This window comes from Enterobacter sp. 6722112, from assembly GCF_058661685.1.
On the sequence record NZ_JBZWGR010000007.1, the window covers coordinates 4,212,117 to 4,238,143 of the forward strand.

Sequence of the window (26,027 nt, forward strand, 5' to 3'; positions counted from 1 at the left end):
GGCTTTGTGAATGATTGTTTACGGGCGGTTTGTGCTCCACTGCCCGAAAAAAGCACAACGATAATTGGGTTACCCTGGCAATGATGTTATGATTCTGTTGCTTTTATGTATAAGAACAGGTAAGCCTTGCCATGCCACATTCCTACGATTACGACGCAATAGTTATTGGTTCCGGCCCCGGCGGCGAAGGTGCTGCTATGGGTCTGGTAAAACAGGGAGCCAGAGTAGCGGTTATTGAGCGCTACCATAACGTCGGCGGCGGTTGCACCCACTGGGGCACCATCCCTTCGAAAGCCCTCCGCCACGCCGTTAGCCGCATTATCGAATTTAACCAGAACCCTCTTTACAGCGACCACTCCCGACTTCTTCGCTCCTCCTTTGCCGATATCCTGAATCACGCAGACACGGTCATTAACCAGCAGACGCGCATGCGTCAGGGTTTCTATGAGCGCAACCACTGTGAAATTCTGCAAGGGAACGCGCATTTTGTGGATGAACAAACCCTGGCGCTGGAGTGCCACGACGGTTCGGTTGAGACGCTCACCGCTGAAAAATTTGTGATCGCCTGCGGCTCCCGTCCTTACCATCCGGCAGACGTGGATTTCTCGCACCCGCGCATTTACGACAGCGACTCCATCCTCAGCCTGCACCACGAGCCACGCCATGTGATCATCTACGGCGCGGGCGTGATTGGCTGCGAATATGCGTCGATTTTCCGGGGAATGGAGGTCAAAGTTGATCTGATCAACACCCGCGACCGGCTGCTGGCGTTCCTCGATCAGGAGATGTCAGATTCCCTCTCCTACCACTTCTGGAACAGCGGCGTGGTGATTCGCCACAACGAAGAGTACGAGAAAATCGAAGGCTGCGACGACGGTGTGATCATGCACCTGAAATCCGGTAAGAAGCTGAAGGCGGACTGCCTGCTGTACGCCAACGGCCGTACCGGCAACACGGATTCATTGCAGCTGGAGAATATCGGGCTTGAAACCGACAGCCGCGGTCAGCTCAAGGTCAACAGCATGTACCAGACTGCGCTGCCGCACGTTTACGCGGTGGGCGACGTGATTGGTTACCCAAGCCTGGCCTCCGCCGCGTACGATCAGGGCCGCATCGCCGCACAGGCGCTGGTGAAAGGTGAAGCGACGGCGCATCTGATTGAAGATATCCCGACGGGCATCTACACCATTCCGGAAATCAGTTCTGTCGGCAAAACCGAGCAGCAGCTGACGGCCATGAAGGTGCCTTACGAGGTGGGTCGTGCCCAGTTTAAACATCTGGCGCGGGCGCAAATCGTGGGAATGAGCGTGGGTACGCTGAAGATCCTGTTCCATCGCGAGACGAAAGAGATCCTCGGTATTCACTGCTTCGGTGAACGCGCGGCGGAAATCATTCATATCGGCCAGGCGATCATGGAGCAAAAAGGTGGCGGTAACACCATTGAGTACTTCGTTAACACCACCTTTAACTACCCGACCATGGCGGAAGCCTATCGGGTAGCTGCGCTGAACGGCTTAAACCGCCTGTTTTAACGCGCTGTCGAAATGGCCATCCATCGCACCCCGGATGGCCTCTGCCAGCTGCTCATAGCGGCTGCGCAGCGGTGACCCCGGACGATAAACCAGACCAATGGTGCGACGCGGCTCCGGCTTAATACACGGCAGATAGACCACGCCATCACGTTTACGCTCGTGCGGCACCGCCAGCGCCGGCAGCAGCGTAATACCGCTTCCCGCCGCCACCATATTACGCAGCGTTTCCAGGCTGGTTGCGCGGAAATGGGTATCTTCATCGGCACCCGCTTCGAAGCAGAAGCCCATCGCCTGATCGCGCAGACAGTGGCCATCTTCCAGCATCAGCAGTTTTTCACCGGCCAAATCGGCCATCGGCACGCGATCGCGGTTCGCCCACGGGTGATCTTCATAGATCGCCAGCATCATCGGCTCATCGAACAGCGGTACTTCAATAAACGCTTCACTCTCTTTGACCAGCGCCAGGATCGCGCAGTCGAGCTTGCCGCTGTCTAACTGCGCCAGCAGCTGATGGGTTTGCGCTTCATGCAGGTACATTTCGAGTTTCGGGAACGTCTGGTGCAGCATCGGAATGATTTGCGGCAACAGGTACGGGCCAACGGTTGGGATCAGGCCAATATGCAGCGGGCCGGACATCGCTTCCCCCTGCTGGCTTGCCATTTCCTTGAGCACTTTGACCTCGCGCAGTACGGTGCGCGCCTGATCCACCAGCAGAAGACCTGCCTGCGTGAACAGTACCTTACGACTGGTGCGCTCCAGCAGCATCACGCCCAGCTCATCTTCCAGCTTGCGGATCTGACCGCTCAGCGTTGGCTGGCTGACGTGGCAGGAGTCTGCCGCGCGGCGAAAATGGCGATGCTCAGCTAACGCTACCAGGTATTCAAGATCACGAATATTCATTATTCATCCTCCGTCGCCACGATAGTTCATGGCGATAGATAGCATAGCAACGAACGATTATCCCTATCAAGCATTCTGTTGAATAATACATCACATAGACGAGGCGGCACGTGTTTGACCCTTGACGTCCCCGCACCGTCAGCGAGTTTCTCTCAAAACTCGAAAAACTAAAGCCAACGTGAACTTTTGCGGACCCCGTGGTCCGCTTTTTTTTGCGTAAAAAAAAGCCCAGCACTAAGCCAGGCTCCGTTTTTCTCCCTCTCCCTGTGGGAGAGGGCCGGGGTGAGGGCACCAGCCCGCACTATTCAAACCAACCGGTTTTTCGCATCCGCAATCGCCTGCGCTATCTGCTTCGGCGACACGCCACCTTTCGCTGCACGCTTATCCAGGCAGGATTGCAGGGCCAGAATCGGGTAGACATCATCCCCGATAACCGCGCTGAATTTTTGCAGGTCGGCAAGCGCCAGCTCTTCAAGGGCTTTACCCTGACGAATCGCTTCCACCACCGCTTCACCCACAATATGGTGCGCCTCGCGGAACGGTACGCCTTTCGCCACCAGGTAGTCCGCCAGCTCGGTAGAGTTAGCATACCCCTGCTGCGCCGCTTCCTGGCAGCGCGGACGTTTCACCTGAATGCCGTCCAGCACCAGCGCGCCCATATGCAGACAGTCCAGCCAGGTGTCGAGCGCGTCGAACAGCCCCTCTTTGTCTTCCTGCATATCTTTGTTGTATGCCAGCGGCAGCCCTTTCAGGGTCATCATCATACCGGTCAGCGCGCCCTGCACACGGCCACACTTACCGCGGATCAGCTCCAGCGCATCCGGGTTTTTCTTCTGCGGCATCAGGGAGGAGCCGGACGTCACGCGGTCGGACAGCTCTACAAACCCGGCTTCGCCAGAGTTAAAGAAGATCAGGTCTTCGGCAAAGCGCGACAGGTGCACCATCCCGATAGAGGCATTCGAGAGCAGCTCCAGCACGTGGTCACGGTCAGAGACGCTGTCCAGGCTGTTGCGGGTGGCGGAGGCAAAGCCCAGCCAGCCTGCCAGCTGCTCACGGTCGATTTCATACGCCGTACCGGCCAGCGCGCCGCTGCCCAGCGGGCTGACGTCCAGACGCTTTAAGGTATCCTGTAAACGGCTCTCATCACGCGCCAGCATCTCAACGTAGGCCAGACACCAGTGCGCGAACGTCACCGGCTGCGCGCGTTGCAGGTGGGTATAACCCGGCATCACCGCATCCTGATTGCTCTGCGCGGTGTCCACCAGTGCGCTCTGCAACTGACGATTCGCCGCCAGCAGTTCGCCGATGGTCTCTTTGCACCACAGCTTCAGGTCGGTCGCCACCTGGTCATTACGGCTACGCCCGGTATGGAGCTTTTTACCCAACTGGCCGACTTTGTCGATCAGTTTGCCTTCCACCCAGCTGTGAATATCTTCGGCATCGCTCTGGAGGATTTGCTCCGGATCCAGACGCACCTCTTCCAGCAGGTTGTTCAGCGCCTCTTCCAGCTGCTGCTGTTCGTCTGCGGTCAGCACGCCAACGGTCACCAGCGCTTTGGACCAGGCCACAGAGCCGACAATATCCTGTTCGGCCAGGCGGTAGTCGAAGCGCAAAGAGTCGTTGAACTGTTTGAACCGCTGATCCGCTGCCTGTGTAAAACGCCCACCCCAAAGTGCCATAACGAATTTCCTTAATGATGATATTTTTGCCCGGTGGCGCTGCGCTTACCGGGCCTACAAAATTCACGTAGGCCGGATAAGCGAAGCGCCATCCGGCACAGAATCTTAAGCCAGAATACGCGTGCCAATCGGCGTGCCGTTAAACAGCGCCGGAAGCTGCTCTGCGTGACGCCAGGAGGCGATATCCACCGGGCGGCCCAGCGTGCGGGCCGCATCCAGCGCGGCGTTAACTTTAACGATCATGCCGTCGGTGATAATGCCCTGATCGATCAGCTGCTCGGCTTTTGCGGCGGTCATTTCCGCAATGCGCTGGCCTTTGCCGTCCAGAATGCCGCTCACGTCGGAGAGCAGGATCAGGTCTGCGCCCAGCGTTGCCGCCAGCGCCGTCGCCGCCTGGTCCGCATTGACGTTCATCAGTTCGCCCTCTTCGGTCACGCCGATTGAGCTCACCACCGGCAGGAAACCGCCTTCCAGCAGGGTGTTAATCAGCTCAGGCGAACCTGGCTGCGCCAGTCCAACATGGCCAAGCTCTTCGTCGAGCTGGGTCACTTTTACGCTATCTCCATCGCCCAGACAGAGGCCAACGGAGGCGATATGGTGTTTCTTCGCCCACGCCAGCAGCGTTTTGTTCGCCGTTCCCGCCAGCGCGCCGGTAATGATGTCAATCTGATCCGCTGGCGTCACGCGCAGGCCATTTTTCTTTTTCACCGGCAGGTTGAGCCCTTTCATCAGCTCATCCACCACGCAACCGCCGCCATGCACAATCACCAGCGGACGTTGGTGTGATTCGCGATAGTTCACCAGTGCGGTAAACAGGCGCTCCAGCGCTTCTTCGCTGTCCAGCAGTACACCACCGAGTTTGATAATTAATGGATTCATCATCACACCTTAAATAAGAGCCTGCGTTTCAGGGAAGCCGAAACGAATATTTGCACACTGCATTGCCTGTGCGGCAGCGCCTTTGAGTAAGTTATCTTCTGCGGCGACCACAATCAGATGCTCGCCCTGCACGGCAAAGCCGATGTCGCAGAACGGCAGGCCAACCACGTTTTTCAACGCCGGCACGCCTTTGTCATACAGGCGCACCAGCGGTTTATCCGCATACGCCTGCGTGAAGACCTCGCTCACCTGTTCTTTGGTCACACCCGGCTTCAGGCGGCAGGTAATGGTTTCGAGGATCCCACGCGGGAAGCTGCCGAGGTGCGGGGTGAAAATGACGTCCGCACCCAGATGCGTCGTGATTTCAGGGTGATGGCGGTGATTAAACACGCCATACGGCTGAAGGCTCACTTCGCAGAAGCTGTTGGAGATCGCCGCTTTGCGCCCGGCGCCGCTCACGCCACTGGTGGCGTTGATCACCGGCCACTGGTTCAGATCCAGCAGACCGGCGTCGATCAGCGGCTTCAGGGAAAGCTGCGCCGCCGTCGGGTAGCAGCCCGGCACGGCAATCAGATCCGCTTCTTTCATTTTGTCAGCGCTCCACTCCGCCAGGCCGTACACCGCTTTTTCGAGCAGATCCGGGTGCTGATGGGTGAAACCATAATATTTTTCGTAGAACGCGCTGTCGTTAACGCGAAACGCGCCGGAGAGATCAAAGACCACGCAGCCGGCCGCTAAAAATTGCGGTGCCAGGTCGTGGCTAACTTCATGCGCCGTGGCTAAAAACACAACGTCAACGCCGTCGGTGAACTCGCTGATGTCAGACATGGGCTGCAAAGGCAAATCAACCACGCCTTTAAGCTGTGGATGCAAATCGGAAATTAACTTTCCGGCATCATTGCTTTGCGCTGACACGGTCAAAGCGGTTATGGTCATATGAGGGTGGCGATTTACGTAGCTTACAAGCTCTGCGCCCGCATAACCGCTAGCGCCTACAATCAGCGTATTCAACATCGGGTTCCTTTATGCTCAACGATAATGTATTTTTATTCACATTTATTGCATGAATATTGATACTATCACGACCTAAGGTGTGTCAACAATGAAAATGAACTTACCGCCATTTATCGAGATTTACCGCGCCCTGATTGCCACACCCTCCATCAGCGCGACGGAAGAAGCCCTGGATCAGAGCAATGAGTCTTTAATCAATCTGCTGGCGGGTTGGTTTAGCGATCTTGGGTTTAACGTTGAGGTTCAGCCCGTCCCCGGAACACGCCACAAATTTAACCTGCTCGCCAGTACCGGACATGGCGCGGGCGGCCTGCTGCTGGCTGGCCACACTGACACCGTGCCGTTTGATGATGGCCGCTGGACGCGCGATCCGTTCACGCTGACCGAGCATGACAACAAGCTTTATGGTCTGGGCACCGCCGACATGAAAGGCTTTTTCGCCTTTATCCTCGACGCGCTGCGTGACGTGGACGTGACAACCCTGAAAAAGCCGCTCTACATTCTGGCGACCGCCGATGAAGAGACCAGCATGGCGGGCGCACGTTATTTCTCTGAAAACACATCGATTCGTCCTGACTGCGCGATCATCGGCGAACCGACCTCTCTGCAACCGATTCGGGCGCACAAAGGCCATATTTCTACCGCGGTGCGCGTGCTCGGACAGTCCGGCCACTCCAGCGATCCGGCGCGCGGCGTGAACGCCATCGAGCTGATGCATGACGCGATTGGCCGCATCATGACCCTGCGCGACGATCTGAAAGAGCGCTATCACTACGAGGCGTTCACCGTGCCGTATCCGACGCTAAACCTCGGCAGCCTGCACGGCGGTGATGCGTCCAACCGTATCTGCGCCTGCTGCGAACTGCATATGGATATCCGTCCTCTACCGGGCATGACGCTGAGCGATCTGGATGGCTTACTGAACGAAGCGCTGGCACCGGTCAGCGAGCGCTGGCCGGGCCGTCTGACGGTCTCCGAACTGCATCCGCCGATTCCAGGCTACGAATGTCCGCCTGACCATCAGCTGGTTCAGGTGGTGGAAAAACTGCTCGGTGAGAAAACCGACGTGGTGAACTACTGCACCGAAGCGCCGTTTATTCAGACGCTGTGCCCGACGCTGGTTCTGGGCCCTGGCTCCATCAACCAGGCCCACCAGCCGGACGAATATCTCGAAACCCGCTTCATCAAGCCCACTCGCGAACTCATTACCCAGGTTGTGCATCACTTCTGCTGGCATTAAAAACGCACCGAACAGTCCCCTCTCCCTGTGGGAGAGGGTTAGGGTGAGGGCAACAAATCGCATGATCTTCGTCACATTCCCATAAGCATCTCTTATCTGACGCAATACGAATTAAATTTCGTAAATTGCCCACATTTATTCGTTTGCTGAACCGTTTTCGCAGCAATTGACGACGGGGGTTTTACGTGGCTTTATAAAGGGAGATGACAAAATAATGTCCAGAAGATTTTCGCATGGGCATAAACAAAAATGATGGGGTGACTGGGTTTTTATGAACGAACAATATTCCGCGTTGCGTAGTAATGTCAGTATGCTCGGCAAAGTGCTTGGAGATACCATCAAAGACGCACTGGGGGAGAACATCCTCGACCGCGTTGAAACCATCCGCAAGCTGTCCAAATCTTCCCGCGCCGGTAACGAGGCCAATCGTCAGGAGCTGCTCACCACCTTGCAGAACCTCTCTAACGATGAGCTGCTGCCCGTTGCCCGCGCCTTCAGCCAGTTTCTGAACCTGGCAAACACCGCTGAGCAATACCACAGCATTTCGCCAAAAGGCGAAGCGGCCAGCAACCCGGAAGTCATTGCCCGCACCCTTCGTAAACTCAAAGACCAGCCCGACCTCAACGAAGCGACCATCAAAAAAGCGGTGGAATCCCTTTCGCTGGAGCTGGTGCTGACCGCACACCCAACCGAAATCACCCGTCGTACGCTGATCCACAAAATGGTGGAAGTGAACAACTGTCTGAAGCAACTGGATAACAAAGACATTGCCGACTACGAACGTAACCAGCTTATGCGCCGTCTGCGCCAGCTGATTGCCCAGTCCTGGCACACGGATGAAATTCGTAAGCATCGCCCAAGCCCGGTCGACGAAGCCAAATGGGGCTTTGCGGTGGTGGAAAACAGCCTGTGGGAAGGGGTCCCCAACTACCTGCGCGAGCTGAACGAACAGCTTGAAGAGAACCTGGGCTACCGCCTGCCGGTTGATTTTGTTCCGGTGCGCTTCACCTCCTGGATGGGCGGCGACCGCGACGGCAACCCGAACGTGACGGCGGAAATCACCCGTCACGTCCTGCTGCTGAGCCGCTGGAAAGCGACCGACCTGTTCCTGAAAGATATTCAGGTGCTGATCTCCGAGCTGTCGATGGTGGAAGCCACGCCGGAACTGCGCGCGCTGGCCGGTGAAGAAGGCGCCAGCGAACCGTACCGTTTCCTGATGAAAAAACTGCGCGGTCAGCTGATGGCCACTCAGGCCTGGCTGGAAGCGCGCCTTAAAGGCCAGCGCCTGCCGAAGCCGGAAGGTCTGCTGAGCCAGAACGAACAGCTCTGGGAGCCGCTGTACGCCTGCTATAAATCGCTCCAGGCCTGTGGGATGGGCATCATTGCCAACGGCGAACTGCTCGACACCCTGCGCCGCGTGAAGTGTTTCGGCGTGCCGCTGGTGCGTATCGACGTTCGTCAGGAAAGTACCCGTCATACCGAAGCACTGGGCGAGCTGACCCGCTACCTCGGCATCGGCGACTATGAAAGCTGGTCAGAAGCCGACAAACAGGCGTTCCTGATCCGCGAGCTGAACTCCAAGCGCCCGCTGCTGCCGCGCAACTGGGAGCCAAGCAACGACACCCGCGAAGTGCTCAACACCTGTAAAGCGATCGTGGATGCGCCGAAAGGATCGGTGGCCGCCTATGTGATCTCCATGGCGAAGACCCCGTCCGACGTGCTGGGCGTTCACCTTCTGCTGAAAGAAGCGGGCATTGACTATGCTCTGCCAGTGGCCCCGCTGTTTGAGACCCTCGACGACCTGAACAACGCTAACGACGTGATGACCCAGTTGCTGAACATCGACTGGTATCGCGGCTTTATTCAGGGCAAACAGATGGTGATGATTGGCTATTCCGACTCCGCGAAAGATGCGGGCGTGATGGCAGCCTCCTGGGCGCAGTATCAGGCGCAGGATGCGCTAATCAAAACCTGCGAAAAAGCCGGTATTGAACTGACCCTGTTCCACGGACGCGGCGGCTCCATTGGTCGTGGCGGTGCGCCTGCACACGCAGCGCTGCTCTCTCAACCACCAGGAAGCCTGAAAGGCGGCCTGCGCGTGACCGAGCAGGGTGAGATGATCCGCTTCAAGTACGGCCTGCCGGAAGTGACCATCAGCAGCCTGTCGCTCTATACCAGTGCGATCCTGGAAGCCAACCTGCTGCCGCCGCCGGAGCCAAAAAAGTCCTGGTGCCGGATCATGGACGAGCTGTCTGACATCTCCTGCGACCTCTATCGCGGCTACGTGCGTGAAAACAAAGACTTTGTGCCTTACTTCCGCTCAGCAACGCCTGAGCAGGAGCTGGGTAAACTGCCTCTGGGTTCGCGCCCGGCCAAGCGTCGCCCGACCGGCGGCGTTGAATCCCTGCGCGCCATTCCGTGGATCTTCGCCTGGACACAAAACCGTCTGATGCTGCCGGCCTGGCTGGGTGCCGGTGCGGCGCTGCAAAAAGTGGTGGAAGACGGAAAGCAGAGCGAACTGGAAACCATGTGCCGTGACTGGCCGTTCTTCTCTACCCGTCTGGGCATGCTGGAGATGGTCTTCTCGAAAGCCGACCTGTGGCTGGCGGAATACTACGATCAGCGTCTGGTGAAACCAGAGCTGTGGGCGCTGGGTAAAGAGCTGCGCGAGCTGCTTGAAGGCGATATTAAAGTGGTGCTGGATATCGCTAATGACTCCCACCTGATGGAAGACCTGCCGTGGATCGCCGAGTCTATCCAGCTGCGTAACATCTACACCGACCCGCTGAACGTTTTACAGGCTGAACTGCTGCACCGTTCGCGTCTGGCGGAGGAGGAAGGTAAAGAGCCGGATCCGCGCGTTGAACAGGCGCTGATGGTAACGATAGCAGGCGTTGCGGCAGGTATGCGCAACACCGGTTAATGCTCAGTGCCCGGCAGCGCTACGCTTGCCGGGCACTTCTCGATCTTCCCCCTTCCCTGATCTCCCCCTCAATCTTTGCCACCGGTAAGGCAATCACGTTTCCCTTAGACGTAGCGCAACAAATGACCGGCACGCCGGGAGTAGAGTCACTCTTAGTGCAGTTCGAACAGGACAGAATTTACCTCAAACACTAAGGGAGTAATGTTATGGACCGTGTCATTCAATCCCCGGGAAAATACATCCAGGGCGCAGATGTTCTCACTCGCCTCGGCGACTACCTGAAGCCGCTGGCAAATCGCTGGCTGGTGGTGGGCGATAAATTTGTGCTGGGTTTTGCTGAAGAAACCCTGCGCCAGAGTTTTAAAAAAGCCGGACTCCATGCCGAAATTGCACCATTTGGTGGCGAATGTTCGCAAAATGAAATCGATCGCCTGAAAAAGCTGGCCGACAGCGCTGACTGTCTGGCGGTGCTGGGTATCGGCGGCGGAAAAACGCTGGATACTGCCAAAGCGCTGGCCCACTTTATGGACGTGCCGGTGGCCATTGCCCCGACCATTGCCTCCACCGATGCGCCGTGCAGCGCCCTTTCCGTGATTTATACCGACAGCGGCGAGTTCGATCGCTACCTGATGCTGCCGCACAACCCGAACATGGTGATTGTCGATACCAAAGTGGTGGCGGGCGCACCTGCGCGCCTGCTGGCCGCCGGGATTGGCGATGCCCTGGCAACCTGGTTTGAAGCGCGTGCCTGCTCACGTAGCGGCGCGACGACCATGGCGGGCGGCAAGTGCACGCAGGCAGCGTTAGCGCTGGCAGAGCTGTGCTACAACACGCTGGTTGAAGAGGGCGAGAAAGCGATGCTGGCGGCGGAACAGCACGTGGTCACACCGGCGCTGGAACGCATTATCGAAGCCAACACCTATCTCAGCGGCGTGGGCTTTGAAAGCGGCGGGCTGGCGGCGGCGCATGCCATTCACAACGGCATGACGGCGGTGCCGGATGCGCATCATTTCTACCATGGTGAAAAGGTCGCGTTCGGCACGCTGACGCAACTGGTACTGGAGAACGCGCCGGTTGAAGAAATTGAGACCGTCGCCGCGCTTTGCCACAGTGTTGGGCTGCCGATCACGCTGGCGCAGCTGAATATCAAAGAGGATATTCCGGCCAAAATGCGGCTGATCGCGGAGGCGTCCTGCGCCGAAGGGGAAACCATTCACAACATGCCTGGCGGCGTCACGCCGGATCAGGTCTATGCGGCGCTGCTGGTGGCGGACCAGTACGGACAGCGGTTCTTGCAGGAGTGGGAGTAACGAAAAAAGCCGGGTGGAGCTGCGCTTACCCGGCCTACATGGCACTTTAATTTGTAGGCCGGGTAAGGCGTAGCCGCCACCCGGCACAATGGTTACTTCACATCAAACCGGTCCAAATCCATCACTCGCGCCCATGCGGCAACAAAATCACGAACGAACTTCTCGTGTGCATCACTGCTGGCGTAAACTTCGGCCAGCGCACGCAGGACGGCGTTTGAACCGAAGACCAGATCGGCGCGGGTCGCGGTGTATTTCACTTCCCCGCTGGCGCGATCGCTACCGGCAAACAGCTCGTTTGAGTCGTCGGTCGCCTTCCACTGGGTGTTCATATCCAGCAGATTAACGAAGAAGTCGTTGCTCAGCACGCCCTCGCGGTTGGTAAACACGCCATTCTTGCTGCCATCGAAGTTTGCACCCAGTACGCGCAAACCGCCGATCAACACCGTCAGTTCCGGCGCAGTCAGGGTCAGCTGCTGGGCTTTGTCGATCAGCAGCGACTCCGTGGTGGATACATCCACCTGCGCACGGTAGTTGCGGAAACCGTCAGCAACCGGTTCGAGCAGGTTAAACATCTCGATGTCCGTCTGGTCCTGACGCGCATCCACGCGGCCCGGGGTGAACGGTACGTTGACGTAAACACCTGCGGCTTTCGCAGCCTGCTCAACGCCTACGACACCCGCCAGCACGATGATATCGGCCAGTGAAGCTTTGTTGGTGGTGCGCTGGATGGCTTCCAGAGCCGGTAACGCCCGCACCGCTGCGGCGTTCACATCCCAGTCGCGCTGAGGCGCCAGCGCCAGACGCGCGCCGTTGGCACCGCCGCGCTTGTCGCCGCCGCGGAAGGTCGATGCCGACGCCCAGGCCACGGAAACCAGCTCGCTCACGGAGAGACCAGAGGCCGCGATTTCCGCTTTCAGGCTTTCAATATCTTCCTGCGTCGGATGGAACACCGGTTGAGGCAGCGGATCCTGCCAAATCAGATCTTCTTTCGGTACTTCCGGGCCGATGTACCGCGCTTTTGGCCCCATATCGCGGTGGGTCAGCTTGAACCACGCGCGCGCAAAGGCTTCGTTGAAGGCCTGCGGATCGTTCAGGAAGCGACGGGAAATTTTCTCGAATTCCGGATCAAAACGCAGCGTCAGGTCGGTGACCAGCATGGTTGGCTTGCGTTTTTTCGACGGGTCGAACGGGTCAGGCATAATTTCCGGCGCATCCACGGCTTCGAACTGAATTGCGCCCGCCGGGCTACGCGTCTGCACCCATTCGTATTTGAACAGGTTCTCGAAGAAGTAATTGCTCCACTGGGTCGGGGTTTGAGACCATATAACTTCCAGCCCGGAGGTGATGGCGTCAGCGCCAATACCGGTGCCGTGCGTGCTGGCCCAGCCCAGGCCCTGCGCTTCAATCGGCGACGCTTCCGGGTCAGTGCCCACGTGCGTGGCTTCACCTGCGCCGTGCGTTTTACCGAGCGTATGGCCGCCCGCAATCAGCGCGACGGTCTCTTCGTCATTCATGCCCATGTTGCCAAAGGTGGCGCGGATCGCCGCCGCCGCAGACAGCGGTTCACCGCTGGCGTTCGGCCCTTCCGGGTTAACGTAAATCAGGCCCATTTCGGTGGCCGCAAGCGGGCGCTTCGCCAGCGCTTCCGGGTCACGGTGGGTCAGCCAGGCTTTTTCATCGCCCCAGTTCACGTCCAGATCCGGTTCCCAGACGTCTTCACGCCCGGCACCGAAACCAAAGGTGCGGAAGCCGGAGTTCTCCAGCGCCACGTTACCCGCGAGGATAAAGAGGTCAGCCCAGGAGATTTTTTGTCCGTATTTTTGCTTAATTGGCCACAGCAGGCGGCGAGCCTTATCCAGGCTGACGTTATCCGGCCAGGAGTTCAGCGGTGCAAAGCGTTGCTGACCGCGTCCGGCGCCGCCGCGACCGTCAACGGAGCGATAGGTACCCGCACCGTGCCAGGCCATACGGATAAACAGGCCCGCATAGCTGCCCCAGTCGGCAGGCCACCACGGTTGTGAGTCGGTTAACAGTGCTTTGAGATCGCCCTTAAGGGCGGAATAGTCGAGCTTGCTGAATTCTTTGCGGTAGTCGAAGTCTTCACCCAGAGGGTTAGAACGGCTGGAGTGTTGATTAAGTAGATCGATGCGAAGTTGTTTAGGCCACCATTCTTTGCTGCCGGTACCTGCACCCGCGCTATGATCGACGCCGCCCTGGTGGAACGGACATTTGCCGGCGGATGCCGCGTTATTGGTCTCGTCTGACATGCTCATCGCTATGCTCCCTTTACAGTGTTACCGTTACGATATACACCACTAGCGATAAGAGATAGTTGAATTAATCCACAGATTCGATAGCTAATACCTTTTAACTCTCCGTTCGATTAAAAAACCCTCATTTTATGAGGGGTTTTTTACTTTACAGCGCCGGGCGAACACCGAGCGTATGGCAAATGGCGTAGCTCATTTCCGCGCGGTTCAGGGTATAGAAATGGAAATCTTTCACCCCTTCGCGACTTAAAATCTTCACCATGTCCATCGCGATATTGGCCCCCACCAGCTTACGTGTTTCCGGATCGTCGTCCAGCCCTTCGTACATTTTGGACATCCACAGCGGAATGCGCACGTTGGTCATATCTGCGAATTTCTTCGCCTGTTTGAAGTTCGAGACCGGCAGAATGCCAGGAATGATTTCGACATCAATACCCGCCGAGACGCAGCGGTCGCGAAAGCGCAGGTAGCTTTCCACGTCAAAGAAGAACTGAGTAATCGCGCGGTTAGCACCGGCCTCCACTTTACGCTTCAGGTTGAGCAGATCCGCCTGGGCGCTTTTGGCTTCCGGGTGAACTTCAGGGTAGGCGGCCACGGAGATATCAAAGTCGGCAACGTCTTTCAGCAGCCCGACCAGATCGGCGGCAAACATCTCTGGCTTGCCGCTGCCTGGCGGGAGGTCGCCGCGCAGGGCCACAATGTGGCGAATGCCGTTATTCCAGTAGTCCTGGGCAATGGCGCGCAATTCATCACGGGTGGCGTCGATACAGGTCAGGTGCGGTGCCGCTTCCAGACCGGTTCGATCTTTAATGCCCTTAATGATGCTGTGCGTGCGGTCACGCTCACCGGAGTTGGCGCCGTAGGTCACGGAGACGAACTTCGGCTTGAGGCTGCTCAGACGATCGATAGAGCTCCACAGGGTTTGCTCCATTTCACTGGTGCGCGGCGGGAAAAATTCAAAAGAGACGTTAATCTGGCCGTTTACTTCGGCCAGGCTCTGATTCAGGGCTTCCCGCTGGTTGGCGTGAAAAAAGCTCATACCTTACCTCTATCTTTCGCGTGTCGTTGTTTGTTGTGTTGTGAACTTCTATACGTTTAGACGTCCAGATGTAAAAATGACGGAAAAGCGGGATGACGTCAACAGAAATAATCAACATTAACGGTGAGGTTTGTTCAGGAAAGATGAAGGGCGTTCATGATGGGGGTGAGAAGCACGCCCTCTCCCCATTGGGGAGAGGGTTAGGGTGAGGGGTTACAGCAGCTTAGCCAGACGATTAATATCAGACTGAATGGCTCCGGCGGTGACATCGCGTCCCGCGCCCGGGCCACGGATCACCAGCGGGTTATCGCGATACCAGCGGCTTTCGATGGCGAAGACGTTGTCGCACGGCAGGAGCGCCGCCAGCGGATGTTCAGGACGCACCGCCTCCACGCCCACGCGCGCTTTACCGTTCGCCTCGAAACGCGCCACATAACGCAGCACCAGGCCCATCTCGTTAGCCGCTTCCAGACGTTGCACCATCTGCTCGTTCAGCTCGTCACCGTTCTCGAAGAAGTGATCAACGGACCCTTCCTCGCAGCCCGCAGGCACCAGAGACTCAACGCGTACCTGACCCGGCTCAATGTCGTAGCCGGCTTCACGCGCCAGGATCACCAGCTTACGCATCACATCTTTACCGGCAAGGTCAACGCGCGGATCCGGCTCGGTTAAGCCCTGCTGCCACGCCTGATCCACCAGGTCGGTGAACGGAACGGTGCCGTCAAACTGCAAAAACAGCCAGGAGAGCGTGCCGGAGAAGATCCCGCTCAGCGCCAGAATGCTGTCGCCGCTTTCAATCAGGTCGCGCACGGTATGGTTCACTGGCAGGCCCGCGCCAACGGTGGCGTTATACAGCCAGTGACGGCCCGTTTTTTCGAATGCGTCATGGATCTGACGGTATTTATCAGTGCTGCTCGCGCCCGCCAGTTTGTTGGCGCTGATGACGTGGAAACCGTGGCTGGCGAAATCCAGATACTGATCGGCCAGCTGTTCGCTGGCGGTCACATCCAGCACCACCAGATCGTCGTACGGGTGCGCGCGCATCCACAGGAACAGCGACTCTTCATCCTGCTCAACCGCTTCATCGTTAAAGAAGGCCAGCGCCCGGCTGGCGTCCAGCCCTTCGTAGTTCAGCAGGCTGCGGCGGCTGTCCACCACCCCTGCCAGAATAAATTCAAACCCGGTACGCGCCGAAAGCGTTACCTGCTCGCGGGCGAACAGCTCCAGCCAGCGGGAACCGATGTTCCCTTTCCCGAACAGTACCAGGCCGATGCGTTTTTCCGCGCGGAACAGGGAGGTGTGCAGACCCTGAATCAGGCTTTCGGTTGGCCCTTTACGCAGCACGGCAACCAGACTGATGCCCTCTTCCGACTGCCAGGTGAACTCCACCGGCTGACCTTTCAGTTGCTGCCAGAAGCGGTGGCAGTGGAGCGGGTTACGGGTGACGCCCGCGCCCACCATCGCCACCAGCGCCAGCCCCTGACGCAGGCGAAGCTCGCCCGGCAGGCCCGCTTCATCCAGAATTTTCAGGGCGCTGTCCACCACTTCAGCGGTATAGCAGAACTGCAACAGCTGACGATCGTTATGTACGCCAACGGCCAGCGGACGCACCTGGGCACGTTTCAGGATGGTGTCGATATCTTTGTGTGCCAGTTTGAAATCCTGGCCCGCAGGCACCTGGAACTCAATCAGGCAGATGTCATCATGGCTGGTGACAATGCGCGCGCCCGTACCGGATGCCAGCACGCGTTCAATGCGGGTGGAACCCTGATCCGGCGTGTAGCTACAGCGTAGTTGCAGGTCGATGTCGCTGCCGGAAACCGGCTGTAGCGTGCGCGCGTGCAGCACCGGGGCCGCCAGACGCGCCAGTTCGCTCGCTTCGTCGAGACGCAGCAGCGGCAGCAGGCAGGCATCTTTTACTTTGCGCGGGTCCGCGCTGTAGACACCGGCCACGTCGCTCCAGATGGTGACGCGGGACACGCCCGCCAGGGCGCCAATCTGCGTTGCCGAGTAGTCAGAGCCGTTGCGGCCCAGCAGAACGGTTTCGCCAGCATTGCTGCGGCTGATAAAACCGGTGACGACAATACATTTACCAGGATGTTGCACCAGCAGCTGTTGCAGCAGCGGGTAAGACAACCCTTCGTCCACCTGCGGCTGCGCGGCACGTTCGGCACGCAGGAAATCACGCGCGTCGAGCCAGGCGGCTTCCACACCAAGATGTTGCAGCACGGCGGCCATCAGGCGCGCAGACCACACTTCACCGTGGCCAACCACTTCCGCATACACTGCATCGGTAATGCCGCTGTCCAGCAGAGCGGCCAGACGCTCAAGGTCGTGCGTAAAAGCGCTAATCAGCCCGTCCGCCACGTCCGCAGGCAGCAAACCGGCAATCAGTTCACTCTGGTAACGACGTAAGGACTGTTGCACCTGATGCGCAGAGAGGCGATCGGTCTGGCTCAGTTTCAGCCAGCTAATCAACTGGTTGGTGGTGCTGCCCGCCGCAGAGACAACCATCATGTCCCCCGGCTGTGAATACTCGGTCATGATCCCTGCGACACGCAGGTAACATTTCACATCAGCAAGACTACTACCACCAAACTTGTGCAGCTGACGACCCTTCGTCCCTGCCTGCGCTATCACACTCATGATTACCCCTTGGCTGCGACCCGGAAGCCATTTTCCAGATCGGCAATTAAATCTTCAGAATCTTCAATACCGGTCGAGATACGCAGCAGCGTCTCGGAAATCCCGGCGGCGGCACGTGCTTCGGGTGCCATACCTGCGTGCGTCATGGTTGCGGCGTGGGAGATCAAGCTTTCTACTCCCCCTAAGGATTCCGCCAGCGTAAACAATGACAACCCGCTCAGGAAGCGACGCAGCGTTTGCTCGTCACCGTCCAGTTCAAAACTTAACATCGCGCCAAATCCTTTCTGTTGGCGCGCGGCAATCTCGTGCCCCTGATTTTCCGGCAGCGACGGGTGATAAAGCTTCTTCACCAGCGGCTGGGTTTTCAGGAAATCCACGATCGCCTGGGCATTACGCTGCGCCACGTCCATACGCGGCGACAGCGTACGGATGCCGCGCAACAGCAAATAGCTGTCGAACGCGCCCGCGGTGACGCCAATGTTATTGGCCCACCATGCCAGTTCGGTGACTACCTCAGGATCTTTGGCAATCACCACACCTGCTACTACGTCAGAATGGCCGTTCAGATATTTAGTGCATGAATGCAACACCAGATCGGCACCCAGTGCCAGTGGGTTCTGAAGGGCCGGACTGAGGAACGTATTATCCACTACACTTATCGCTCCCGCATCCCTTGCGAGCTGACAAATTTTCGCAATATCGACTACGCGCAACAATGGATTGCTTGGACTTTCCACCAGCACCAGCTTCGGCTGCTCGGCAAGCGCCTGTTTCAGCGCCTGTTCGTCGTTTTGATCGACAAACAGCACACGGTAGCAGCCACGTTTCGCCAGGCTATCAAACAGACGATAGCTGCCGCCATAACAGTCGTGCGGCGCCACCAGCAGATCGCCAGGTTTCAGGAACACCGTAGTCACCAGGTGAATGGCAGACATGCCGGTATTGGTTAATACCGCACCCGCGCCGCCTTCCAGTTCCGCCAGCGCGCGCTGCGTGACGTCACGCGTAGGATTGCCGCGACGCGAGTAGTCATGCGCGCGGGGTTCATTAAATCCGGTGAAATTATAGGTGCTGGAGAGATGAATTGGCGGGACAACGCAGCCGTACTGCTCGTCATCATTCAATCCGCTACGCACTGCGATGGTGGCCTGTTTACGCGTCATGGTGAGGCTTCCTGGCGAATGAGGTGAAAAGTCAGGCACCAGAGTAAACATTGAAAGTATGGACGTCAATACATCTGGACATCTAAACTTCTTTGCGTATAGATTGAGCAATGTGCAAATAGCCGTTAAAATTATATGCTTTAGGACACGCTACAGCGGCAATATCCGTGCCTCGGTATCGTCTCTACGGTAAACTACGCAAGATTACGGTTCAAAACTGATGGTTACCGGTTTTGCACCTTTAGATTAATGACTGAGAGGATTAAAGGTATCTCATGGCTGAATGGAGCGGCGAATATATCAGCCCATACGCTGAGCACGGTAAGAAGAGTGAGCAAGTCAAGAAAATCACGGTGTCCATTCCTCTGAAGGTGTTGAAGATCCTCACCGATGAACGTACGCGTCGTCAGGTGAACAACCTGCGTCACGCCACCAACAGCGAACTGCTGTGCGAAGCGTTCCTGCATGCGTTTACCGGCCAACCGTTGCCGAACGATGACGATCTGCGCAAAGAGCGCAGTGACGAAATTCCAGAAGAGGCGAAGGTGATCATGCGTGAACTGGGTATCGACCCGGATACGTGGGAATACTGATAAGCGGATACAAAAAAGGCACCTTGCGGTGCCTTTTTTTCGGGAAACTTATTTAGCGCCCGGGATGCTGAAACGCTTGTTGAAGCGGTCAACACGGCCACCGGTTGCAACATCACGCTGCTTACCAGTGTAGAACGGGTGGCATTTGCCGCACACGTCCAGGTTCAGATCGTGACCCACGGTAGAGCGGATCTGGATAGAGTTACCGCAAGAGCAGTTTGCAGTAATCATTTCGTATTTCGGGTGAATATCTTTTTTCATGGGAGAACCTCAGTTAAGGCCGCGTCGCTCTTCCAGCCCTAACGCCAGACACCACGCGATGTTGAATGTAAGTTCTTTGGCGTAAAATACACCAAAGGCGGCGAATCATACAGAATTTGACCAACGTATGCAAACTGATCCGCACGCCGCTTTCACTAATGTGTATACTAACGCGCCACTTTTCAAGTCAGGAAGATTCGATGCCCGTCGCTCACGTTGCCCTGCCCGTTCCGCTTCCCCGCACCTTTGACTACCTGCTGCCCGACAGCATGAGCGCCAAAGCGGGCTGTCGCGTGACCGTGCCGTTTGGCAAACAGCAGCGCGTGGGGATCGTGGTGTCCGTCAGCGAACACAGCGAACTGCCGCTTAACGAGCTGAAATCGGTTGTTGAGGTGCTGGACAGCGAGCCGGTTTACTCCACCAGCACCTGGCGACTGCTGCTGTGGGCGGCAGATTATTATCATCATCCGATTGGCGACGTGCTGTTCCATGCCCTGCCCATTATGCTGCGCCAGGGCAAGAGCGCCAGCCACGCGCCAATGTGGTACTGGTTTGCCACCGAGCAGGGCCAGGCGGTGGACATTAACAGCCTGAAGCGCTCGCAGAAACAGCAGCAGGCGCTGGCCGCGCTGCGCCAGGGAAAAATCTGGCGCCATCAGGTCGACGAGCTTGAGGTAAGCGAAACCGCGTTGCAGGCATTAAGGAAGAAAGGGCTGAGCGAGCTGGCCAGTGAAGCACCTGCCCTTCACGACTGGCGCGACGGCTTTTCCGTCTCGGGCGATCGTCTGCGTCTGAATACCGAGCAGGCCACCGCCGTGGGCGCGATTCACAGCGCCGCCGACCATTTTTCCGCCTGGCTGCTGGCGGGCGTCACCGGATCCGGTAAAACCGAAGTGTATCTGAGCGTGCTGGAAAACGTGCTCGCGCAGGGCAAACAGGCGCTGGTGATGGTGCCGGAAATCGGCCTGACGCCGCAAACCATCGCGCGTTTTCGTGAACGCTTTAATGCGCCCGTTGAGGTCCTGCACTCCGGCCTGAACGACAGCGAGCGCCTCAGCGCCTGGCTGAAAGCGAAAAACGGCGAAGCAGCAATTGTGATCGGCACCCGTTCATCGCTGTTTACGCCCTTTAAAAATCTCGGCGTTATCGTAATCGATGAAGAGCATGACAGCTCCTATAAACAGCAGGAAGGCTGGCGCTATCACGCCCGCGACTTAGCCGTGTACCGCGCCCACAGCGAGCAAATCCCCATTATTCTCGGGTCCGCCACCCCCGCGCTTGAAACGCTGCACAACGTTCGCCAGCGTAAATACCACATGCTGCGCCTGACGCGCCGTGCGGGGAATGCCCGCCCGGCCATTCAGCATGTGCTGGATTTGAAAGGCCAGCAGGTGCAGGCCGGGTTAGCGCCTGCGCTGATTAGCCGCATGCGCCAGCATTTGCAGGCGGGCAACCAGGTGATCCTGTTCCTGAACCGCCGCGGCTTCGCGCCTGCGCTGCTGTGCCACGACTGCGGCTGGATCGCGGAGTGCCCGCGCTGCGATCACTACTACACCTTCCACCAGGCTCAGCGCCATTTGCGCTGCCACCACTGCGACAGCCAGCGTCCGGTCCCCCGTCAGTGCCCGTCCTGCGGCTCAACGCACATCGTGCCGGTCGGTCTGGGAACGGAACAGCTTGAACAGGCGCTCGCGCCCTTCTTCCCGGACGTACCCATCTCCCGTATCGACAGGGATACCACCAGCCGTAAAGGGGCGCTGGAGCAGCAACTGGCGGAAGTGCATCGCGGCGGCGCGCGCATCCTGATTGGTACTCAGATGCTGGCGAAAGGGCACCACTTCCCGGACGTGACGCTGGTCGCCCTGCTGGACGTCGACGGCGCGCTGTTCTCCGCGGATTTTCGCTCCGCCGAGCGTTTCGCCCAGCTTTATACCCAGGTTGCCGGTCGCGCTGGTCGAGCGGGTAAGCAGGGCGAGGTGGTGCTGCAAACGCACCACCCTGAACATCCGCTGCTGCAAACTCTGCTGCACAAAGGCTATGACGCCTTCGCGGACCAGGCGCTGGCCGAACGTCAGACGATGCAGCTTCCTCCGTGGACCAGCCACGTTATCATCCGTGCGGAAGATCATAATAACCAGCAGGCGCCGCTGTTCCTGCAACAGCTGAGAAACCTCCTGCAAGCCAGCCCGCTGGTGGATAATCAGCTGTGGATTTTAGGCCCGGTACCCGCGCTCGCCCCGAAACGCGGGGGCCGTTTCCGCTGGCAACTCTTACTTCAGCACCCCTCGCGTATCCGTTTACAGCAGATCGTCAGCGGCACGCTGGCGCTGATCAATACCCTACCGGAAGCGCGAAAAGTGAAGTGGGTTCTTGACGTCGATCCGATTGAAGGCTGAAGACGGATCGAAAAATTTAATGCGCCTCACACTTTTTATGAAAATTCTGTAACCGATTCCATTAACTATCTGTAAAAATGGTGCTGTCCGCAGTTCGGTGTTCAGGCGAGGAGAAGACGTTGAAGTCCAGGAAAGAGGTTGCCTCGGCGACCATGAAAGACGTTGCCGAGAAAGCACAAGTCTCAACAGCAACCGTGTCCCGCGCATTGATGAACCCTGACAAAGTCTCCCAGGCGACCCGAAACCGGGTTGAAAAGGCGGCGCTTGAGGTCGGTTATTTCCCGCAAGCCATGGGGCGCAACGTTAAACGCAACGAATCCCGCACCATCCTGGTGATCGTGCCGGATATCTGCGATCCCTTCTTCAGCGAAATCATCCGCGGCATTGAGGTCACGGCCGCCGCCCAGGGCTATCTGGTGCTGATTGGCGATTGTGCTCACCAGAACCAGCAGGAAAAAACGTTCATCGACCTGATCATCACCAAGCAGATTGATGGCATGCTGCTGCTTGGCTCACGCCTGCCGTTTGATGCCAGCATTGAAGAACAGCGCAATTTACCGCCGATGGTCATGGCGAACGAATTCGCGCCGGAGCTGGAGCTGCCAACCGTTCATATCGATAACCTCACCGCCGCATTCAACGCCGTGAACTATCTTCAGGAACTGGGGCATAAGCGTATCGGCTGTATCGCCGGACCAGAAGAGATGCCGCTGTGTCATTACCGCTTGCAGGGCTACGTTCAGGCGCTGCGCCGTACCGGGGCTATCGTCGATCCGCACTACATTGCGCGCGGTGATTTCACCTTTGAAGCGGGCGGGCAGGCGCTGGAAAAATTGCTGTCCTTGCCAGAACCGCCCACCGCGGTCTTCTGCCACAGCGACGTGATGGCGCTGGGGGCGTTATCCTACGCCAAACGTCACGGCCTGCGCGTGCCGCAGGACCTGTCGATAATCGGTTTTGATAATATTTCACTTTCGGAGTTTTGCGATCCGCCGCTTTCGACCGTTGCACAGCCGCGGTATGACATCGGCCGTGAAGCGATGCTGCTTTTGCTGGATCAGCTGCACGGTCAAACAGTTAGCAGTGGGTCACGGCTACTGGATTGTGAGCTGATTGTGCGCGGCTCTACCCAGGCATTAACTTAAAGTAAATACCTTTCGACACCCTTATCTGGTCAAAGCCCCGTCGCTTAAGTAACATGGCGGGCTGACGAACGAATAAATACAGCGAAACGATAGTGGCACAACGAGATTATGTACGTCGCGGCCAGCCGGCACCTTCGCGACGCAAAAAGAGTAGTTCAAAAAGCAAGCAACGCAGCCTGTCTGCTGTCTCCCCAGCTATGGTCGCCATTGCTGCGGCTGTGCTGGTGGCCTTTATTGGCGGCCTCTACTTCATTACGCATCATAAAAAAGAAGAGTCTGAAGCCCTTCAGGGTAACAAGGTCGTCGGCAACGGCCTGCCGCCGAAGCCTGAAGAGCGCTGGCGCTACATTAAAGAGCTGGAAAGCCGCCAGCCTGGCGTACGTGCGCCTACCGAGCCTTCTGCCGGGGGTGAAGTAAAGAATGCCGATCAGCTGACGGACGAACAGCGTCAATTGCTCGCTCAGATGCAGGCGGACATGCGCCAGCAGCCTACGCAGCTGAACGAAGTACCGTGGAACGAACAAACCCCGGCGCAGCGTCAGCAAACGTTGCAGCGCCAGCGTCAGGCTCAGCAGCAAACGCAACAGCAGCAGTGGACGCAGACGCAGCCGGTACAGCAGCCGCGTTCACAACCGCAGCAGCAGACGCGTACCGTACAAACTCAGCCTGTCCAGCAGCAACCGAAGGCGCAGCCGCAGAAGCAAACGGCACAGCCGTATCAGGATCTGTTGCAGACGCCTGCGCATACCACTGCGCAACAGCCAAAAACGCAGCAGGCTGCGCCGGTCACCAAAGAGACCGAGGCACCGAAGCAGACGGCTGAGAAAAAAGATGAACGCCGCTGGATGGTTCAGTGCGGTTCGTTTAAAGGCGCCGAACAGGCAGAAACGGTGCGTGCTCAGCTGGCATTTGAAGGATTTGACTCTCGCATTACCACCAACAACGGCTGGAATCGCGTAGTGATTGGACCGGTCAAAGGCAAAGAAAACGCAGACGGCACCATTTCCCGTTTGAAAGTGGCTGGCCACACAAACTGCATTCGACTCGCCTCCGGGGGTTGAAACCCCCAAAATCCCCCCCATCTATCATTTAATTCAGCCCTGAGCACAGGCTCAGGGCTTCTGTTTCCCGAATCTGTAACCAGGGGGTCTGCTCGTGACAACAATAGTAAGTGTACGCCGTAACGGCCAGGTGGTAATTGCCGGTGATGGCCAGGCCACGCTGGGTAATACCGTCATGAAAGGCAACGTGAAGAAAGTACGTCGTCTTTATAACGACAAAGTGATCGCCGGTTTCGCAGGCGGCACGGCTGATGCCTTCACGCTGTTTGAACTGTTTGAACGCAAACTGGAAATGCATCAGGGTCATCTGGTGAAAGCCGCCGTTGAGCTGGCAAAAGACTGGCGTACCGACCGCATGCTGCGCAAGCTCGAAGCGCTGCTGGCCGTGGCTGACGAAAACGCCTCGCTGATCATCACCGGTAACGGCGACGTGGTTCAGCCTGAAAACGACCTGATTGCCATCGGCTCTGGCGGCCCGTACGCCCAGGCCGCAGCCCGTGCGCTGTTGGAAAATACCGACATGAACGCGCGCGATATCGCGGTGAAAGCGTTGGATATTGCAGGTGATATCTGCATCTATACCAACCACAATCACACCATCGAAGAATTACCGTCTAAAGCGTAAGGATCGCCCATGTCTGAAATGACCCCACGCGAAATTGTCAGCGAACTGAACAAGCACATTATCGGCCAGGACGACGCCAAGCGCTCCGTGGCTATCGCACTGCGTAACCGCTGGCGTCGCATGCAGCTCGACGAAGAGCTTCGCCACGAAGTGACGCCAAAAAATATTCTGATGATCGGCCCGACCGGTGTGGGTAAAACCGAAATCGCCCGTCGTCTGGCCAAACTGGCTAACGCGCCGTTCATCAAAGTTGAAGCCACCAAGTTCACCGAAGTGGGCTATGTGGGTAAAGAAGTGGACTCCATCATCCGCGACCTGACCGACTCGGCGATTAAGATGGTGCGTGTCCAGGCAATTGAGAAAAACCGCTATCGCGCCGAAGAGATGGCCGAAGAGCGTATTCTCGACGTGCTGATCCCACCGGCAAAAAACAACTGGGGACAGGCTGAACAGCAGCCTGAACCTTCTGCTGCGCGTCAGGCATTCCGCAAAAAACTGCGCGAAGGCGAGCTGGACGACAAAGAGATTGAGATCGATCTCGCTGCCGCGCCAATGGGCGTAGAAATTATGGCGCCTCCGGGCATGGAAGAGATGACCAGCCAGTTGCAGTCCATGTTCCAGAACCTGGGCGGACAGAAGCAGAAAGCGCGTAAGCTGAAAATCAAAGACGCGATGAAGCTGCTGATTGAAGAAGAAGCCGCGAAGCTGGTTAACCCGGAAGAGCTGAAACAGGATGCTATCGACGCGGTTGAGCAGCACGGTATCGTGTTTATCGACGAAATCGACAAGATCTGTAAGCGCAGCAATGCGTCCGGCCCGGATGTCTCACGCGAAGGCGTTCAGCGCGACCTGCTGCCGCTGGTGGAAGGTTGCACCGTCTCCACCAAGCACGGCATGGTTAAAACTGACCACATTCTGTTTATCGCCTCCGGTGCGTTCCAGATTGCCAGCCCGTCTGACCTGATCCCGGAACTTCAGGGACGTCTGCCAATCCGCGTCGAGTTGCAGGCGCTGACCACCGAAGATTTCGAACGTATCCTGACTGAGCCAAACGCTTCTGTGACCGTACAGTACAAAGCGCTGATGGCGACCGAAGGCGTGAACATTGAATTTACCGATGACGGTATCAAGCGCATCGCCCAAGCCGCGTGGCAGGTCAACGAAACCACCGAGAACATCGGTGCGCGTCGTCTGCACACCGTGCTGGAACGCCTGATGGAAGACATCTCTTATGATGCGAGCGACCTTAACGGTCAAAGCATTACCATTGACGCAGACTATGTGGGCAAACACCTGGATGCGTTAGTGGCAGATGAAGATCTGAGCCGTTTTATTCTATAATCGCGTTCAA

19 protein-coding genes are annotated in these 26,027 nt (G+C 57.5%); 10 read left to right on the top strand and 9 right to left on the bottom strand.

Going from position 1 to position 26,027, the window contains the following annotated elements:
• The first annotated feature begins 131 nt into the window (after positions 1-131).
• Positions 132-1,532 (top strand): Si-specific NAD(P)(+) transhydrogenase, encoded by a 1,401-nt coding sequence (sthA, locus tag AC4OVU_RS21640; RefSeq protein WP_110292369.1) that lies wholly within the window; start codon positions 132-134, stop codon positions 1,530-1,532.
• Here the strand turns inward: sthA and oxyR are convergent.
• From oxyR to argC, 4 genes are all read right to left on the bottom strand, one after another.
• Positions 1,515-2,432 (bottom strand): DNA-binding transcriptional regulator OxyR, encoded by a 918-nt coding sequence (oxyR, locus tag AC4OVU_RS21645; protein WP_003862055.1) that lies wholly within the window; start codon positions 2,430-2,432, stop codon positions 1,515-1,517. The two genes, sthA and oxyR, sit on opposite strands and share 18 nt — an antisense overlap.
• Before the next feature lie 305 nt (positions 2,433-2,737).
• Positions 2,738-4,111, bottom strand: a complete 1,374-nt coding sequence (gene argH, locus AC4OVU_RS21650; protein ID WP_110292368.1) for an argininosuccinate lyase — start codon at positions 4,109-4,111, stop codon at positions 2,738-2,740.
• A gap of 105 nt (positions 4,112-4,216) precedes the next feature.
• The gene (gene argB / locus AC4OVU_RS21655; protein ID WP_015569958.1) at positions 4,217-4,993 is read right to left on the bottom strand and encodes an acetylglutamate kinase; all 777 of its coding nucleotides are present in this window, start codon (positions 4,991-4,993) and stop codon (positions 4,217-4,219) included.
• Positions 4,994-4,999: 6 nt separating this feature from the next.
• Positions 5,000-6,004, bottom strand: a complete 1,005-nt coding sequence (gene argC, locus AC4OVU_RS21660; RefSeq protein ID WP_110292367.1) for an N-acetyl-gamma-glutamyl-phosphate reductase — start codon at positions 6,002-6,004, stop codon at positions 5,000-5,002.
• An 88-nt stretch (positions 6,005-6,092) separates the two neighbouring features.
• Here argC and argE point away from each other — a divergent pair, with 88 nt between their 5' ends.
• The 3 genes from argE (at position 6,093) to gldA (ending at position 11,477) form a co-directional block, all read left to right on the top strand.
• The gene (gene argE / locus AC4OVU_RS21665; RefSeq protein ID WP_015569956.1) at positions 6,093-7,244 is read left to right on the top strand and encodes an acetylornithine deacetylase; all 1,152 of its coding nucleotides are present in this window, start codon (positions 6,093-6,095) and stop codon (positions 7,242-7,244) included.
• A 271-nt stretch (positions 7,245-7,515) separates the two neighbouring features.
• Positions 7,516-10,167 carry a phosphoenolpyruvate carboxylase gene (gene ppc / locus AC4OVU_RS21670; RefSeq protein ID WP_110292366.1) on the top strand — a complete coding sequence of 884 codons (2,652 nt, stop codon included), beginning with the start codon at positions 7,516-7,518 and terminating at the stop codon, positions 10,165-10,167.
• A 206-nt stretch (positions 10,168-10,373) separates the two neighbouring features.
• A complete protein-coding gene (gldA, locus tag AC4OVU_RS21675) occupies positions 10,374-11,477 on the top strand; it encodes a bifunctional L-1,2-propanediol dehydrogenase/glycerol dehydrogenase (RefSeq protein WP_003862047.1) in 1,104 nt (367 codons plus the stop codon).
• 92 nt (positions 11,478-11,569) lie between these two features.
• Here the strand turns inward: gldA and katG are convergent, their stop codons facing one another.
• From katG to metB, 4 genes are all read right to left on the bottom strand, one after another.
• On the bottom strand, positions 11,570-13,750 hold the full coding sequence (katG, locus tag AC4OVU_RS21680; protein WP_017383105.1) for a catalase/peroxidase HPI: 2,181 nt from the start codon (positions 13,748-13,750) through the stop codon (positions 11,570-11,572).
• 145 nt (positions 13,751-13,895) lie between these two features.
• On the bottom strand, positions 13,896-14,786 hold the full coding sequence (gene metF, locus AC4OVU_RS21685; RefSeq protein WP_003862045.1) for a methylenetetrahydrofolate reductase: 891 nt from the start codon (positions 14,784-14,786) through the stop codon (positions 13,896-13,898).
• 213 nt (positions 14,787-14,999) lie between these two features.
• Positions 15,000-17,432, bottom strand: coding sequence for a bifunctional aspartate kinase/homoserine dehydrogenase II (locus tag AC4OVU_RS21690; RefSeq protein WP_110292365.1), 2,433 nt, complete (start codon positions 17,430-17,432; stop codon positions 15,000-15,002).
• A 2-nt stretch (positions 17,433-17,434) separates the two neighbouring features.
• Complete coding sequence (metB, locus tag AC4OVU_RS21695) at positions 17,435-18,595, bottom strand: cystathionine gamma-synthase (RefSeq protein ID WP_015569951.1); 1,161 nt, start codon at positions 18,593-18,595, stop codon at positions 17,435-17,437.
• A 275-nt stretch (positions 18,596-18,870) separates the two neighbouring features.
• Between metB and metJ the strand changes: the two genes are divergently transcribed.
• Complete coding sequence (gene metJ, locus AC4OVU_RS21700) at positions 18,871-19,188, top strand: met regulon transcriptional regulator MetJ (RefSeq protein ID WP_006179183.1); 318 nt, start codon at positions 18,871-18,873, stop codon at positions 19,186-19,188.
• A 48-nt stretch (positions 19,189-19,236) separates the two neighbouring features.
• On the opposite strand, the gene rpmE is transcribed toward metJ, so the two are convergent.
• The gene (gene rpmE / locus AC4OVU_RS21705; protein WP_003862040.1) at positions 19,237-19,449 is read right to left on the bottom strand and encodes a 50S ribosomal protein L31; all 213 of its coding nucleotides are present in this window, start codon (positions 19,447-19,449) and stop codon (positions 19,237-19,239) included.
• A gap of 200 nt (positions 19,450-19,649) precedes the next feature.
• Between rpmE and priA the strand changes: the two genes are divergently transcribed.
• From priA to hslU, 5 genes are all read left to right on the top strand, one after another.
• The gene (priA, locus tag AC4OVU_RS21710; protein WP_032104298.1) at positions 19,650-21,845 is read left to right on the top strand and encodes a primosomal protein N'; all 2,196 of its coding nucleotides are present in this window, start codon (positions 19,650-19,652) and stop codon (positions 21,843-21,845) included.
• 119 nt (positions 21,846-21,964) lie between these two features.
• A complete protein-coding gene (gene cytR / locus AC4OVU_RS21715) occupies positions 21,965-22,990 on the top strand; it encodes a DNA-binding transcriptional regulator CytR (RefSeq protein WP_110292363.1) in 1,026 nt (341 codons plus the stop codon).
• Between the two features lie 92 nt (positions 22,991-23,082).
• Positions 23,083-24,051, top strand: coding sequence for a cell division protein FtsN (gene ftsN / locus AC4OVU_RS21720; protein WP_047055747.1), 969 nt, complete (start codon positions 23,083-23,085; stop codon positions 24,049-24,051).
• Between the two features lie 94 nt (positions 24,052-24,145).
• Positions 24,146-24,676 carry an ATP-dependent protease subunit HslV gene (gene hslV / locus AC4OVU_RS21725; protein ID WP_003862036.1) on the top strand — a complete coding sequence of 177 codons (531 nt, stop codon included), beginning with the start codon at positions 24,146-24,148 and terminating at the stop codon, positions 24,674-24,676.
• 9 nt (positions 24,677-24,685) lie between these two features.
• The gene (gene hslU / locus AC4OVU_RS21730) at positions 24,686-26,017 is read left to right on the top strand and encodes an ATP-dependent protease ATPase subunit HslU (protein WP_045344672.1); all 1,332 of its coding nucleotides are present in this window, start codon (positions 24,686-24,688) and stop codon (positions 26,015-26,017) included.
• Positions 26,018-26,027: the final 10 nt, after the last annotated feature.

Excerpts from the sequence above, each read along its gene's own strand:
- sthA (WP_110292369.1), top strand. The coding sequence starts at position 132 with ATGCCACATTCCTACGATTACGACGCAATAGTTATTGGTTCCGGCCCC.
- oxyR (WP_003862055.1), bottom strand. The coding sequence starts at position 2,432 with ATGAATATTCGTGATCTTGAATACCTGGTAGCGTTAGCTGAGCATCGC.
- argH (WP_110292368.1), bottom strand. The coding sequence starts at position 4,111 with ATGGCACTTTGGGGTGGGCGTTTTACACAGGCAGCGGATCAGCGGTTC.
- argB (WP_015569958.1), bottom strand. The coding sequence starts at position 4,993 with ATGATGAATCCATTAATTATCAAACTCGGTGGTGTACTGCTGGACAGC.
- argC (WP_110292367.1), bottom strand. The coding sequence starts at position 6,004 with ATGTTGAATACGCTGATTGTAGGCGCTAGCGGTTATGCGGGCGCAGAG.
- argE (WP_015569956.1), top strand. The coding sequence starts at position 6,093 with ATGAAAATGAACTTACCGCCATTTATCGAGATTTACCGCGCCCTGATT.
- ppc (WP_110292366.1), top strand. The coding sequence starts at position 7,516 with ATGAACGAACAATATTCCGCGTTGCGTAGTAATGTCAGTATGCTCGGC.
- gldA (WP_003862047.1), top strand. The coding sequence starts at position 10,374 with ATGGACCGTGTCATTCAATCCCCGGGAAAATACATCCAGGGCGCAGAT.
- katG (WP_017383105.1), bottom strand. The coding sequence starts at position 13,750 with ATGAGCATGTCAGACGAGACCAATAACGCGGCATCCGCCGGCAAATGT.
- metF (WP_003862045.1), bottom strand. The coding sequence starts at position 14,786 with ATGAGCTTTTTTCACGCCAACCAGCGGGAAGCCCTGAATCAGAGCCTG.
- AC4OVU_RS21690 (WP_110292365.1), bottom strand. The coding sequence starts at position 17,432 with ATGAGTGTGATAGCGCAGGCAGGGACGAAGGGTCGTCAGCTGCACAAG.
- metB (WP_015569951.1), bottom strand. The coding sequence starts at position 18,595 with ATGACGCGTAAACAGGCCACCATCGCAGTGCGTAGCGGATTGAATGAT.
- metJ (WP_006179183.1), top strand. The coding sequence starts at position 18,871 with ATGGCTGAATGGAGCGGCGAATATATCAGCCCATACGCTGAGCACGGT.
- rpmE (WP_003862040.1), bottom strand. The coding sequence starts at position 19,449 with ATGAAAAAAGATATTCACCCGAAATACGAAATGATTACTGCAAACTGC.
- priA (WP_032104298.1), top strand. The coding sequence starts at position 19,650 with ATGCCCGTCGCTCACGTTGCCCTGCCCGTTCCGCTTCCCCGCACCTTT.
- hslU (WP_045344672.1), top strand. The coding sequence starts at position 24,686 with ATGTCTGAAATGACCCCACGCGAAATTGTCAGCGAACTGAACAAGCAC.